Source organism: Xanthobacter pseudotagetidis (assembly GCF_043194795.2).
In the GTDB taxonomy this organism is placed as follows: domain Bacteria; phylum Pseudomonadota; class Alphaproteobacteria; order Rhizobiales; family Xanthobacteraceae; genus Xanthobacter; species Xanthobacter tagetidis_A.
Map to the genome: position 1 here is coordinate 1,919,589 of NZ_CM195534.1, position 14,320 is coordinate 1,933,908.

Consider the following 14,320-nt stretch of genomic DNA (forward strand, 5'->3'; position numbering starts at 1 on the left):
CAGGAGCGGCCTATGCCGAAGACGTCCTTTCGCGTCGCCGCCATTGGGTCCGTCTTGCTCGCAATGGCCGGCGTCGCCGCTGGACAGGCGCCGCCTCCGCCCCTGATCTCCCTCGGCGATGCCGTGGTCTCCGGTTTCTCCGGAACGCGGGTGCCCGATCCCGCGGTCCCACGGCCGCCCGGCAAGAGCGTCGCCGATCTCACCGTCATCGATCCCGACGGCGCAGCGGCGCGCATCCTGGACCTGAGCCGCCCCGGCGCGGTCTGGAACGCCGCCGTCATTGCCGCGCCGAGCCGGCTTGATCTGCCCGCGAAGACCGTCGGTCAGGTCTTCGGCGTCGCCCTCGACGACGCACCGGCGCCGAACGCCTATCTCGCCGCGACCTCGGCCTTCGGCCTCGCCATTGTCGGTCGGGGACCGGACGGCCTGCCGGAGCGGCGCAGGCAGGGCGGTCCGGGCACGTCCTGGATGGCCGGGCAGTTCGGGCTCGACCTCTCGGGCGGGCCGGGAAGCATCTATCGGGTGGACGGCGTCACCGGTGCGGTCACCCTGTTCGCCGAGGTGATGCTGAACGGCGCGGCCAACCCGGCGCCGGGCCTCGGCAATCTCGCCTACGATGCCGCAAGCCGGCAGCTCTTCGTCTCCGACCTCCACACCGGACTGGTGCATCGGTTCTCCATCGAGGGCGGGACCGAGCCGGGTCCGCCCTACGACCACGGCGTTCAGGGGCGTGCCGCGGCGGGCCTTGCGCCCGTCGCGTTCGATCCGGCGGGGCGGCCGAACATCGCCAGCGCTCGCTTCAAGGCCGACGATCCGAGGACCTGGGGCTTCGCGCCGCCCGCGCGCCGGGTATTCGCCGTCGCGGTGCATGACGGGCGGCTGTTCTATTCGGTGAACAACGGCGCGGACGCCGAGGCTCCGCAGATCTGGTCCGTGGGTCTCACCCGCGACGGCGGGTTCGGCGATGACGCGCGGATCGAGCTGACGCTGCCTGCGGCGCCAGGGCCCTATCCGGTGACGGACGTGGTGTTCTCGAACCGCGGCGCCATGATCCTCGCCCAGCGGGCGCCGCCTGCCGCGAGCTGGGACTTCTCCACCTTCACCCGGCCCGGCGAGCCGCGCGTGCTGCGCTACGTGCTGGAGACGCCGGACGATCCGGCGACGCCCAGCCGCTGGGTTCGCGAGCCGGAGGAGTACGCCGTCGGCTTCGCCGGCACCTTCCGCAATGCCAATGGCGGCGTGGACCTCGGCTATGGCTACGGGCCGGACGGCGTGCTCGTCACCGGCGCGGGCTGCGAGTCCACGCTGTGGGCCACCGGCCAGAAGCTCCGGGACGCGCCGCCCCTGCGCGAGCGGCTGGAGCGCGGCGGCCCGCTCCTGGTGGACGGGCTCCAGGCGAGCCCCGCCGGGCCGGCGCGCAGCTTCAACGAGCCGCCGGAGGCCACCTATTTCGTGGACTATGACGGCCGTCCCGCCGATCCGAAGGATGCCGGCCACATGGGCGGCGTGCGCATCCGCAAGGCGCCCTGCGTGCCGCCTGTGGCCTGGTATGGCGGGCCGCTCTATCCTTATGCGCCGCCTTACGTGGTGGTGGTCTCGGACCCGCCGGTGTGGCCTCCGGGCGTCTGCCCGCCGGGCGCCGGCTGGGGCGGCCCGTTCGGCGGCTGCGGCGGGATCGACGGCGGCTGTCCCTGGGCGATCGGGCCGGGGGGCTGGTGCGGCCCGGTCGTGATCGACTGCAAGATCAATCCCGATCCGAAGCTCTGCCCGCTGCCGCCGGTGGACCTGAAGCTTGAGAAGACCGTTTCCGGCGAGCCGAAATACGATGCCGGGACCGGACTCTGGACCGTCACCTTCACCCTGACGGTGAGCAATGCGGGCCCGCCCTTCGCGCCCGGCGCCACCATCGCCATCTCCGATCCCGTGCCCGCGGGCATGACCTTCACCAGCGCCACCGGCGCCGGCTGGCTGTGCATCCCGGCGCCGCCATTGTCGTCCGGCAGCCTCAACTGCCGGCACAATTACGGCCCCGGCATCCTGGCCTCGGGCGGAACCGTCAATCCGCTCACCGTCACCGCCACCGTGAAGGAGCCGGGCAAGTACGAGAACTGCGGCACGGTCGGCCTGTGGCCGGGCGCGCCCTACATCGAGACCAGCCTCGACAACAACAAGGCCTGCGCCACGGTGGAGGTGAAGAAGCTGCCGGTGGACCTCGCCATCGAGAAGACCGGCAAGGTGGAGAAAGGCTCCGGCACGCCCGATGGCACGGGCGAGGCAACCGTCTCCTTCAATCTCGCCATCACCAATGTGGGGTCGGGGTTCGCCGGGGCGAACGTCATCACCGTCACCGACGTGGTGCCGGCGGGCCTCACCTTCACGGCGGTCGCCGCGCCCTCCGACTGGAACTGCGGGCCGGCGACGCCCATCGCCTCGGGCGGCACGCTCACCTGCACCTATACCGGGGCCGGCCCCGCGGCGCCGGGGGCGACGCTCGGCCATATCGGCATCACCGCCACGACCAAGGGCAAGGGGCCGTGGGAGAACTGCGCGGAGGTCGCGGTCGCGCCCGCCTCTTTCCAGGAAACCACCCTCGCCAACAACAAGGCCTGCGCCACGGTCAACGACGACGGCTTCGACAAGCCGGACGATCCGCCGCCGGTGCCGAAGATGTGCGGCCTCAACGTGATCTTCGTGGTGGACGAGTCCGGCAGCGTCGGCGGGGCAGCAGGGCAGGTCACGTCAGCCCTGTCCAATGCCGCCGCGATCCTCAACACCAACGGCGCCCAGGCGGCGGTGATCCATTTCTCGGACGCCGCGCAGCTGGTCCAGCCCATGTCCACGAGCACCTGGGGCAGCATCGCCACCGGCTATTCCCCGGTGGGCGGCACCAATTGGGAGGCGGGCCTCGCCGCGGCGGCCGCGCTGCTGCCCGGCCCCCCGCCCGCGACCATCGTCGTGTTCATCACCGACGGCGTGCCGAATGCCGCGCTCGATGGCTCGGGCAACACCTTCTACACGGACTCGGTGACCGCCACCAACGAGGCGATCCCGGTGGTGAACCAGCTCTATGGCGCCGGCGTGCCGGTGATCGGCATCGGCATCGGCAGCGTCTCCACCCACCTCAACGCCTTGCTCGGCGGCAACGTGCAGATGACGAGCTTCGGCGGGCTTTCCGGCACACTCTCCGCGCTTGCCAAGCAGCTGTGCCCCTCGCTCTATCTCTCGAAGAGCATCTCGCCCAGCTACATCAACCTGCACGACACGCCGAACGTGAACCAGGTCACGGTGACGCTGTCCCTCACCAACACCGCCGGCAACCTGACCAACGTCGTCGTCCAGGATGACCTGCCGAGCCAGCTCACCAACCCCACCAACCTGAGCACCTCGGCCAACCCGCCCTCCAGCGCCGTCGCCGGGGACCCGGTGGTGTGGACCATCCCGGCCATGGCGCAGGGTGACACGGCGACGCTCTCCTTCAAGGTGACGCTCTCGCCCGCCTCGCCCATCCCCACCAACGGCTCCTGGCTGTGCATCCGGAACTTCGCCCAGGTCACGGCGGTGGGCACCGGCACCGTGGGCGCGGTGCCGAACAACATGGCCAATGCGGAGACCGGCCCGGTGCACGAGCCGGACGAGGCCTCCGCGCAGGTCTGCATCCGCGATTACGAGCAGCCGCCGCCGCAGCCGTGCACGACGCCCTATCTGTGGGTGAAGAAGACGCCGCTCAACGAGGTCTGCCGGCCGCCGGTCCAGGGCGTGGAGAGCGCCCTGCCGTGCAAGTTCACGGTGACGGTGACGGCGCAATGCACCGACTTCAGCGGACCGGTGCTGTTCGGCGACGGCCTGTTCTCCGGCTCCTCGCCGAATCCCATCCCCATCGCCTCCATCACCTCGACCCCCCCGGTGAACTGCACCTGGAGCTCGGGCTCGCCCTCCACCTGCGCGGACCCCAATGTCAGCCTCGCCCTCGGCCAGACGATCACCTTCACGGTGACGCTCGGCGGGCCGATTCCGGCGGGGACCTACAAGAACTGCTTCGTCGCCGACGGCAAGACGCCGGTGCCGACGACCTATCCGGCAGCCTATACGGACGTGAATCCCGGCATGAGCCCGAGCGGCGGCCAGTGGGGCCACTGCGTCAATTTCGTGGTCGCGGAGCCGGCCCCGGCGATCGCTGGCTGCCCGCCCGGCCAGACGCTTTCTGACGGCAAGTGCGTGCGGACGCCGCCGCCACCGCCACCTCCGCCCGTGGTCTGCCCGGCGGGAAGTCTGCTGAGGTTCGGCGCCTGTGTGAAGGGCGATATCTGCGCCCCGCCGCGGGTGGCCACGGCAGCGGGAGCCTGCGAATGTCCGCAGGGCACGATCGAGCGCGGCCGCGAATGCGTGCGGGCGCCGGCGTGCGTGCCGCCACGGGTCGCGACCGCGAAGGGATGCGAATGCCCGCAGGGCACGATCGAGCGCGGCCGCGAATGCGTGCGGCCGCCGGTGTGCGCGCCGCCGCGGGTCGCGACCGCGAAGGGATGCGAGTGCCCGCAGGGCACCATCGCCCGTGGCCGGGAGTGTGTCCCGATCCCGACCTGCGCGGCTCCCCGCGTGCCGGGTCCGCGCGGTGTCTGCGAATGCCCGCCCGGCACCCGGGAGCGGGGCCGCGAATGCGTCAGGATACCGGCATGCGCGCCGCCGCGCGTCGCCACCGCTTCCGGCGCCTGCCGCTGCCCGGACGGGTTGGTCGAGCGCGGCAATGCCTGCGTGAAGCCGCCGCCCGTTTGCGCCAAGCCGAAGATTCCCAATGCGGCGGGGCAATGCGTCTGCCCGTCGGGGCTCGAAGCGCGCGGCTCCCAGTGCGTCAAGCCGCCACCGGCATTGCGTTGCGTGGCGCCGGCCTTCCCCGACCGCTCCGGCACGCGCTGCCTCTGCCCCAGCGGCATGCGCAGCCAGGGCCGGACATGCGTTCCGGTCCTGCGCCGGCCCGAAACCGATCCGCGCCAGCCCAAGATCCCGGCCACGCCATCGCCGAAGACGGAGCAGCGTGGCCGGTCAGGCGCGGCTGGCGGCAACTAGCGCGCGCCGCTCGGCCTGCGCGCCAAGCGGCGCGGAAACCGCGCTCTCCTGCCTTATTGAGCCAAGGGCGATTCGCGCTCTGGCGGATGGGCTGATTGAAGGACCAGATCCGCGGCTCGCCGACATCTGCAGGCGCGCTCTCGCGGCGGCCCGCAGCGCCCACGGCGGGTTTTCGGCCGGCATCGCCACCGCCGACGACCGCGAGCTTCAGCTTCCCGCATCTCCCCGCCTGGCAGCCGAGGCGGCGGCTCGTCTTATGTGCAATGGGTTTTGGCATGACGCTCGCCGGCAAAACCCCCCGTCAAATCGTCTCGGTGTCGTAATCGTGGCCGGGTCCGGGATTGACCGGGCAGGCGGGATCGGGTGAGCCAGGCCCGGCGACCGAGGCGGCGGTCCGACATGCGAATTGACCCGCGTGCGTCGACATGCCGTAAGGGAATTCCTATGGTCCGGGCGGTACTGTGATCTCAATGTGCCCGGCCCCCGCGGCGGCGGCTGTCCGTTCACCTGGGGTGAAACCGCGCAGGCGGTCCACCCCATGACTGCAATCCGATCGAGGGAGGACCGCACATGACAGGGACCAGGGCGCCCGCCGGTGGGCCGAAGGCCATCCTGCTCGCGACGGATCTCAGCCCGCGCTGCGACCGCGCGCTTGATCGGGCCGTGATCCTCGCGAAACAATGGAACGCGGAGCTTGTGATCGTCCACGTGTTGGAGACGTCGGCGAGCGAGGGCGCCGATCTCACCGTGCCCTCCTGGCGGCGGCCACCCGACCCGGCAAGCGTCGCGCGCCGTCAGCTCCAGATGGATGTGGGCGAGGTCGCCGCGCGCGCCCGCATCGTCGTCGAAGCGGGCGACCCCGCCGAGGTGACCGCGCGGGTCGCCGACGAGCGCGGCTGCGATCTGATCGTGACCGGGATCGCGCGCGACGAGCTGCTGGGCCGCTTCCTGCTCGGCACCACCGTCGACCGCCTCCTGCGCCGCTCGAGGGTGCCGCTGCTGGTGGTGCGCAGCCGGGCAAGCCATCCCTATCGCCACGTGGCGGTGGCCACCGATTTCTCCGAGCCTTCCCGCCACGCATTGGAGGTCGCGTTGCGCGATTTCCCGGGCGATGCCTTCTCGCTGTTCCACGCCTACGACATGCGCGTGAGCCCCCTGATGGACGACGCGAAGGCCTATCGTGGACAGATGCAGGAGGCCGCCCGGCAGAAAGCAGCGGCTTTCCTCGCGTCGATGGACCTGGATGCGGCGACGCGCACGCAGGTGCGAACCTTCGTCGAGTTCGGGGAGCCGGCGACGGTGCTGCGCCAGGGAGTCAAGGATCTTGGCGTGGACCTGATCGTTCTGGGAACCCACGGCCGCGGCGCCCTGCTGGAGGTCCTGGTGGGCAGCGTGGCCAAGGACATCCTCGATCAGGTGCCGTGCGACGCGCTGCTGGTGCGCACCCCCGACCGGGCGGAGGCGCAGGGCGGCTGATGCCGGCCCGCGCCGTCGTCCCGGCCTCGCTCAGGCCGGCGGCGCGGACACCAGATGGGCGATGCCGACGATCTGCTCCACGCCCACCACGAAGGCGAGGCCATGCCCCGGCAGGGTGAGTTCGGCGGCGCGCACCACCTCCCGCAGCATGGCCGACTTCAGCGTCTGCGGCACGAGGGTGAGCACCACCTCCTTCTCCGGCTCGATACGGATGCCGAAGACCCGCTGCTGCTCGTTGCGGCCGATGCCGCGCCCCAGCACCACGGTGCCCCCATGGGCGCCGGCGTCCATGGTCGCCTTCAGGACCGTATCGCCCCAGCCCTTGCGGACGATGCTGACGATGAGACACGGATCGTGCATCTCAGTTCTCCCGAATGCGGTTCTTCAGCCGGACAAGAACGCCCAGCATCATCATCGAGGTGATGGGCGCGAGCGCGATCAGGGCCACGAAGCCGAAGCCCTGCACCACCGGGTCCTGCCCCTCCATCGCCGACGACGCTCCGAGCGCCAGCGCCAGCAGGAAGCTGTTGGCGAGCGGTCCGGTGGCGACCCCGCCGGCATCCACGGCGATCATGGCGAAGTCCTTGTCGGTGAGCCACATCAGGCCGATCACCAGAAGATAGCCCGGCACCACGAGATAGAGCAGCGGGATCGCGAAGGCGATGCGCAGCATGCCGAGCGCCACCCAGCCGGCGACGCCCGCGCAGACCGCATAGATCACCAGCGAGGCACGGATCGCGCCGCCCGAGGCCGCTTCCACCTGGTGCGCGAGGATGCGCACGGCCGGCTCGCTCCAGGCGGTGAACAGGCCGAGCAGGAGGCCGATGGAGACGAACAGCCAGGTCTGGTCCGCAAGGCGCCCGAGCGCTGCACCCACCGCCTGGCCGAAAGGCAGAAAGCCGACGCCGATGCCGAGCAGGAAGAGGAACAGGCCGGCCGCAGCGATGGCCGTGCCCGCCAGGATGTCCGCCACCTGCTTTGCAGGAAGGCCGAGGAGGAACAGCTGAAACAGCAGGAACAGCGCGATCAGCGGCCCGATGGCGAGCAACACGCTGAGCGCCGTGCTCTCGATCTCCGCGATCAGCAGCGCGATCACCGCAGCACCAGCCCCATGGCCAGGAGCATGAGCACTGGCCCCACGGAGGCGAGCCCGAGGATGCCGAACCCGTCCGAGACCGCCGAGCGCCCGGCGAGCACGGAGCACAGGCCGACCGCGAGGGCGAGGATCACCGGCGCCGAGAGCACGCCCGTCGTGACGCTGCCGGCATCGAGCGCCAGCGGCGTGAAGTGCGCCGGCCCCGCCAGAGCGAGGACGATCAAAAGGCCGTAGGACCCGGCGAGCACCACCCGCATGGACCAGCCGAGGACGATGCGGGCGACCGCCGCGGCCACGAACAGCGCCACCCCCATGGCGATCACGACGGCGATGGCAAGGCCCGGCAGCGGCCCGTCATCCACCGCGTCCACCTGGCCCGCCAGGACCAGCACGTCCGGCTCGGCGAGGGTGGTGGTGAAGGCGAGGGCGAAGGCCACCGCGACCATGAGCGCCAGCGACCCGCGCCGCGGTAGCTCGGCGCCGACGAAGCGGCCCATGGGCAGGATGCCATAATCGATGCCCACGAACAGCAGCAGCATGCCGGCGATGGTGAGGGCCGATCCGGCCAGGAACTGGAGGAACAGCTCCGGCGGTGCCCGGACCAACGTGAACTGCAGCAGGCAGAGGAGCAGCACCAGCGGCATCACTGCCCTGAGCACCTCGGCCAACCTGGTCCGCAGCACTGTCCACATGGTGCCCGCCGTCCCCCGATGGATTTTGCTGGATGCATGATGACAGATCATGTGTATGACGTAACGGAAGATCGCGGCTTGCGACGTTGGCGGATTGTCTCAGCGACCGCCCGCGCTGGCGAGAGGCGGGCATCCGCTCGCGAGACGGGGGGGCAGCGAGCCGGGAAGAGCGCAGATGCGCAGCGCAGGCGGGCAAGTTGGTCGCTTTCTGCGGTATCATAATGATGCTTCGTACAGGTGGTGCGCCTCTCCAGGCGAGCTTTTTTCAGAAAGCCGGCGTCTTTCGGTGCGGCGTCTAGTCAGGTAGAACAAATTCGACTGGATATCATCGAGGTCCTGCGCGTGACTGAAGCTATGCTGCCGGCCTTGACCTGCGAGAAATACGTGGTCGTCGAGCCGCAGACCGGTTCGGTACTCGCAGCCAGGAACGCTTCCGTTCGCACGCCCATTGCGAGCATCCAGAAGCTCCTGACCGCACTGCTGGTGATCGAGGCCGGCGACCTCCGGCGACCTGTCGAGATCGAGCCCGGCGACACCGCCTGCATGCCCATCAAGGCCGAACTGCGCACGGGCGGCGCCTATGCGCGCCACGACCTGCTGGGCGCGATGCTCATTGGCAGCGCCAACGATACGGCGCTCGCGCTCGCGCGCGACCATTCGGGCAGCCTTGCGGCCTTCGCGGAGGCGATGAATGCGCGGGCGCAGGCGCTGGGCATGGCCGACAGCGTGTTCCGCAACCCGACCGGCCTGCCGCACGAGGGCCAGCATTCCACCGCGCACGATGCGGCGCTGCTGTGCGCCGCGGCCGATGCCGTCCCCCTGGTGCGCGCGCTCGTGGCGCAGCGGCACTGGCAGGTGCGCCACGGCTCCGGCGACGCCACGCACCTCGACGCCACCAACCGGCTGCTGCGCACCATGGACGGGTGCGACGGGATGAAGACCGGCTTCACCCGCGCCTCCGGCGCCTGTCTGGCCGCCACCGGATCGCGCGGGGCGACCCGGCGGCTGGTGGTGGTGCTGGGCAGCACGCCGGACGACATCTGGAACGACGCGGGCGGGCTGCTGGCAGCGAGCCTCGGCATCGGAAGCACCATTCCCGGAGGGGCGCTTGCTGCGCAAGACTGAGACCGGCGCGGGCGCCGACCTTGATGGCGCCGGTGCCCTTGAGGGCCTGCGCGACCTCGCCGTCGCGGGCATCGGCGTGCCCCCCGGCATCAGCCTCGCGGGCGGGGAATCGCAGCGGGACGCGGCCGCCCGCGAGCTCGACGACCTGTTCACCCGCTTCGACCGCGCCCACCGCGCGCCGCTGCGCGCCTGGGCGCAGGCCCACCTTGCGCCGCGGCGGCCGGTCACGACGGTGTTCTATCCGTTCGGAGGACCGGACTTCTGCCTGCCCCACGCGCTGTTTCCGCAGGCGCGGGAGTTCATCCTGGTCGGCGTCGAGCCCTGCGCTTGGGCCGAGGGGTTCGACCTCGATTTCGCCGCCACCGTCGCGGCGGCGCGGCACTACCTGGACTTTTCCTATTTCATCACCAAGGACCTGCGGGCGTCGATCCACACCTTCGGCGGTGCCGGCGTCCTGCCGCTGCTTCTGGTGCAGATCGCCCGCTGTGGGCTCGCGGTGCTGAAGATCGAGCCGCTGGGAGCGGACGCGCGGGGCGTCGTCGTCACCTTTGGCGATGCGGCCCGGCCGCAGCGGCTCACCTATGTCCAGCAGGACCTGCGCGACGGCCACTGGGCGGCAGGCCACGGTCTGCACGGCCGCCTCGCGGCAGCGGGGGAGCTCGCGGTCTTCGTCAAAAGCGCCAGCTACCTGCTGCACGAGGCGCCGTTCGAGGCGTTGCGGAGCGTGATCCGGGAGCGCGCGGCGCTGGTGGTCCAGGACCCGAGCGGCGTGCCTTACGAACTGCTGCGGTCCTGGGGCTGGACGGTGGACCTCTTCGGGTGCTTCACCCGCGACATTCCCGTCTTCTCCCGCTACGACCAGTCCGCCCTTGCGGCGGCGTATCGCAGCCGGGCAAGCGAGCCGCTCGGCTTCGGCATCGGCTACCTGTTCGAGCCCTCTGGCGCCAGCCTGATGGTCGCGGCCCCGCCGGAGGGCCCATGCGCGTCCTGATGACCCAGCGCGAGCTGCTCCAGGCGGGCGGCTCCGAGATGGTGGCCGTCGAAGTGGCGCGGACGCTTTCGGAACGCGGCCACGACGTGGTGGTATTCTGCCCCAAGGTCGGCGACATGGCGCGGATGCTGCTGCCGGCGGGCGCGCGCGTGGCGCAGGAGCTGCGCGACGTGCCGTGGACGCCCGAGCTGATCCACGGACAGCACCATCTGCCTGCCATGGCGGCGGTCGCGCGCTTTCCGGGGGCGCGCGCGATCTATCATTGCCACGGCACCATGCCGTGGGTGGAGCGTCCCCCGTTCCATCCGCGCATCCTGAAATACGTGATGATGTGCGAATGGATGGTGGTGCGGGCGCAGGCCGAGCTCGATCTGCCGCCGGAGCGCGTCACCTGTGTCCCGAACTTCGTCAACACGACGCGCTTCTCGGAGGTGCGCCAGCCGCCCGAGACAGTCCGCCGCGCGCTGCTGTTCGGCGGCCCGGCCCTGCCCGATGCGGAGTTCGACCGGCTCAACGGCGCCTGCGCGGCGCTCGGGATCGAACTCGAATGGATCGGCCGCGCCTACCAGAATGTGCAGCCGCGGCCCGAGATCTTCCTGCAGGACTACGATCTGGTCTTCGGCATCGGCAAGAGCGCGCTGGAAGCGATGGCGACGGGATGCGCCGTCATTCCCGTCATTCCCGGACAGGCCGGACAGCTGATCACGGACGCAAGCTTCGACCACTGGGCCCATTCCAATTTCGGGCCGCGCTACTTCATGGCCGCGACGCAGATCGGCACGCTCTGGCTGAAGCAGCAGCTGGAGGCCTACAATCCGGCCGATGTCGCGGCCGTGACCGCGAGGGTCCGGCGGGAGCGCACGCTCGAGGGCGCCGTCGACCGGCTGGAGGCGATCTACCGGGACGCAGCGGCGGCACCCGCACCGGCGCTCTCGGCGGACACGTCCTTCGCGCCCTATCTGGAGCGGCTCGCGAAGGAGGTCGATGCCCTGTGGCTGGAGCGCGAGGCGGTTCCTGCCCTGCGCAAGCGGGTCGACGAACTGGAGGCGAAGCTGTTCGTGCGGGCGCCGCGCAAGCGGCTGCCGCGGCTCCGGAGCCTGCTGCTGCGCGCCCGGTATGCCTGGCAGCGTCTCGCGCGGCGGGGAGACATTCTCTGAGCGCGGGCAGGGCGCCGCCGGTCCATCCGCGGGGCGGCGCAGCATGGGATCGGACATGCGGGTAGATGTGGCGGTTCTCGGGGCGGGCATCGTCGGCGTGAGCACCGCGCTGCATTTGCAGGCGCGCGGGATGGACGTGGCGCTCCTCGACCGCGGCCCGCCCGGGGAAGGGGCGAGCTTCGGCAATGCCGGCCTCATCGAGCGCTCCAGCGTCATCCCCACCGCCTTTCCGCGGCAGGCGGCGGCGCTGGCGAGATACGCGCTCAACCGGGTGCCCTCGGTCCGCTACGACCTCGCCTATCTGCTGTGGAACGCGCCGGTTCTGGCCCGCTACTGGCATCATTCCTCGCGCGCCAACCTCAGGCTCGCGATCGCGGCGATGCTGCCGCTCATCGAGGCCAGCGTCGACGAGCACGACGCGCTGATCGCGCAGGCCGGCGCCGGGGACCTCGTCAGGTCCGACGGCTGGATCGGCATCTGGCGGACGCCGAAGACGTTCGCGGCGATCGCCGAGGCGGTGCATCGCCTCGATCGCTTCAATCTTTCCTACAGCGTGCTCGACGCCGCCCAGCTCGCCCGCGTGGAGCCGACGATCCGCGTCGGGCCGGGCGGCGCCGCGGGCGGCATCCATTGGCACGATCCGAGGACCGTCACCGATCCCGGAGCGCTGGTGAAGCGCTATGCCGACCTTTTCGCGCGCCGCGGCGGGCGGCTGGCGCGGGGCGATGCCGAGAGCCTGCGTCAGGCGCACGGACGCTGGTCGGTCGCGGCCGGGGACGCGCGGATAGAGGCCCGGCACGCCGTCATCGCTCTCGGCGCGGGGGCCTCGCGCCTCGCCAGGCGCTTCGGGCGCTCCGTTCCGATGCTGATGAAGCGCGGCTATCACCGCCATTATCTCGTGGACGATGCGATGCCGTCGCACGCGGTCGCCGACCAGGAGCAGGGCTTCGTGATGTCGCCCATGGCGCGCGGGCTGCGGCTGACCACGGGCGTCGAGTTCGCGCTGGCTGACGCGCCGCCGGACGCGCGGCAGCTCAGGGCCGCGGAGGCGGCCGCCGCGCAGCTTCTGCCGCTCGGCGATCCGGTGGAGGCGACACCCTGGCTCGGCGTGCGCCCGTGCCCGCCGGACATGCGTCCGGTCATCGGCCCGGCGCCCGGCGCGGACGGCTTGTGGTTCAATTTCGGTCACGCGCATCATGGGCTCACGGTCGGTCCGGCGACGGGCCGGCTGCTGGCGGAGATGCTGGCAGGGGAACAGCCGTTCGCCGATCCCGCGCCCTATCGCGCGGACAGGTTCTAGACTTTGACTTTCGGGCGTTTGTTATCGCGATCCGGTGCCTACTTCGCGCCGGTAGGTAGAAGAGGGGCCATGACCGTGCGAATTCGCCTCCCGGTACGCCCATGAGCGACCGGCTCCGGATGCCGCAGGACGTGCTGCACGGGTTCTGCGTCAGCGCCCTGGCGGCCTGCGGGCTTTCCCAGGCGGATGCGCACGACGTCGCCGCCGTCCTCGTCTTCGCGGACAAGCGGGGCATCGCCTCCCACGGCTGTTCGACGCTTCCCGGCTACGTGCACCATCTGCGCGCCGGCACCCTCAATCCCCGGCCGGACGTGCGCCTCGTCTCCGATACGGCGGCCTGCGCGGTCGTCGACGGGGATGGCGGGCTAGGCGCGATCACCGCGATCAGGTGCGCGCGCCTGGCGGTGGAGAAGGCGAGGGCCTGCGGCATCGGCTGCGTCGGCGCACGCAACAGCAACCACTTCGGAGCGGCGGCCTACTATGCCCTGATCATGTCGGAGGCCGGCATGATCGGCGAGGTCGTCAGCACCGCGCCGCCGGTCATGGCGCCCACCGGCGGGCGGGGGCGCGTGCTGGGCAACAATCCCTATGCGGTGGCGGTGCCGACGCGGGACGATCCCGCCTTGGTGCTCGACATGGCGACCAGCGTCGCCGCCGGCCGGAAGGTGATCGGGGCCGCCGAGGCGGGGCTCCCGGTTCCCGAAGGCTGGCTCCTCGATGCGCTCGGGAGCCCTTCCACCGACCCCGGCGACTTCCTGCGCGGCGGCGCCCTCCTGCCGTTCGGCGGCCACAAGGGCTTCGGCCTCTCCCTGGTCTTCGAGGTCCTCGCCGGGGTCCTGACGGGCGCGGGCCCGGACGGGCCGACCGGGGAGCGGACTGGGGGCTCGCCCGCGCCAGACGGGATCGGTCATCTCTTCCGCGCCACCGATATCGCGGCATTCATGCCACGCGATGCGTTCCTCGACCGGATGGAAGGCCTGCGCCAGCGGATAAAGGCGGCGCGAGCGGCGCCCGGAGCGCGCGACGTCGTCATTCCTGGCGAGCGCGCCCACGCGGAGCAGACGACATCCGATCGCCTGGGCGTTCCGCTTGGGCGGGAGACACTCGACGCATTGGCGAAACTGGCGTCAATCCTGGGCATCTCCCCTCTGAGGCCAGACACGCTTGGGCGCGGCCCGGCGGTTTGAGGGTGTGGCGAAGGGCAAGAGGCCGCCGGATCGTCGCGCTGCTCCGGCGCGGTCCTTTGCCTCGTCCCGGCGACCGGAAATGTGGTAAGGCCAGGCCGGACAGCCATTTCATTTAAATTACATATATATTTCAATTATATAATGAATCATTCAATTCGCATATGCCAGCAAAAATACCATTAAATCGGGTTGTTGCCCTGTCCGAGGCTCATTCTGAGATTCGCTGGGATCAGGT

10 protein-coding genes are annotated in these 14,320 nt (G+C 70.7%); 7 read left to right on the forward strand and 3 right to left on the reverse strand.

Going from position 1 to position 14,320, the window contains the following annotated elements; translation table 11 throughout:
* Window positions 1-12: 12 nt before the first annotated feature.
* Window positions 13-5,061 (forward strand): VWA domain-containing protein, encoded by a 5,049-nt coding sequence (locus V5F67_RS08860; protein ID WP_394018895.1) that lies wholly within the window; start codon window positions 13-15, stop codon window positions 5,059-5,061.
* Between the two features lie 570 nt (window positions 5,062-5,631).
* The gene (locus tag V5F67_RS08865) at window positions 5,632-6,537 is read left to right on the forward strand and encodes a universal stress protein (RefSeq protein ID WP_394018897.1); all 906 of its coding nucleotides are present in this window, start codon (window positions 5,632-5,634) and stop codon (window positions 6,535-6,537) included.
* 30 nt (window positions 6,538-6,567) lie between these two features.
* Here V5F67_RS08865 and V5F67_RS08870 read toward each other — a convergent pair whose 3' ends face one another.
* The 3 genes from V5F67_RS08870 to V5F67_RS08880 are packed head-to-tail and all read right to left on the reverse strand — an operon-like array spanning window position 6,568 to window position 8,325.
* Window positions 6,568-6,897 (reverse strand): P-II family nitrogen regulator, encoded by a 330-nt coding sequence (locus tag V5F67_RS08870; RefSeq protein WP_394018899.1) that lies wholly within the window; start codon window positions 6,895-6,897, stop codon window positions 6,568-6,570.
* A 1-nt stretch (window position 6,898) separates the two neighbouring features.
* Complete coding sequence (locus V5F67_RS08875; RefSeq protein ID WP_394018901.1) at window positions 6,899-7,633, reverse strand: DUF1538 domain-containing protein; 735 nt, start codon at window positions 7,631-7,633, stop codon at window positions 6,899-6,901.
* Window positions 7,630-8,325, reverse strand: a complete 696-nt coding sequence (locus V5F67_RS08880; protein ID WP_394018903.1) for a DUF1538 domain-containing protein — start codon at window positions 8,323-8,325, stop codon at window positions 7,630-7,632. Before V5F67_RS08880 ends, V5F67_RS08875 begins: the two co-directional genes overlap by 4 nt.
* A 237-nt stretch (window positions 8,326-8,562) precedes the next feature.
* Here V5F67_RS08880 and V5F67_RS08885 point away from each other — a divergent pair, with 237 nt between their 5' ends.
* From V5F67_RS08885 to V5F67_RS08905, 5 genes are all read left to right on the forward strand, one after another.
* The gene (locus V5F67_RS08885; protein ID WP_394018905.1) at window positions 8,563-9,450 is read left to right on the forward strand and encodes a D-alanyl-D-alanine carboxypeptidase family protein; all 888 of its coding nucleotides are present in this window, start codon (window positions 8,563-8,565) and stop codon (window positions 9,448-9,450) included.
* Window positions 9,434-10,441, forward strand: coding sequence for a hypothetical protein (locus V5F67_RS08890; protein ID WP_394018907.1), 1,008 nt, complete (start codon window positions 9,434-9,436; stop codon window positions 10,439-10,441). Before V5F67_RS08885 ends, V5F67_RS08890 begins: the two co-directional genes overlap by 17 nt.
* Entirely contained in the window at window positions 10,429-11,598 is a 1,170-nt protein-coding gene (locus tag V5F67_RS08895; protein WP_394018909.1) for a glycosyltransferase, read from the forward strand. Before V5F67_RS08890 ends, V5F67_RS08895 begins: the two co-directional genes overlap by 13 nt.
* 55 nt (window positions 11,599-11,653) lie before the next feature.
* On the forward strand, window positions 11,654-12,898 hold the full coding sequence (locus tag V5F67_RS08900) for an FAD-dependent oxidoreductase (RefSeq protein ID WP_509210644.1): 1,245 nt from the start codon (window positions 11,654-11,656) through the stop codon (window positions 12,896-12,898).
* A gap of 101 nt (window positions 12,899-12,999) precedes the next feature.
* A complete protein-coding gene (locus V5F67_RS08905) occupies window positions 13,000-14,085 on the forward strand; it encodes an Ldh family oxidoreductase (protein ID WP_394018913.1) in 1,086 nt (361 codons plus the stop codon).
* The last annotated feature ends 235 nt before the right edge of the window (window positions 14,086-14,320 follow it).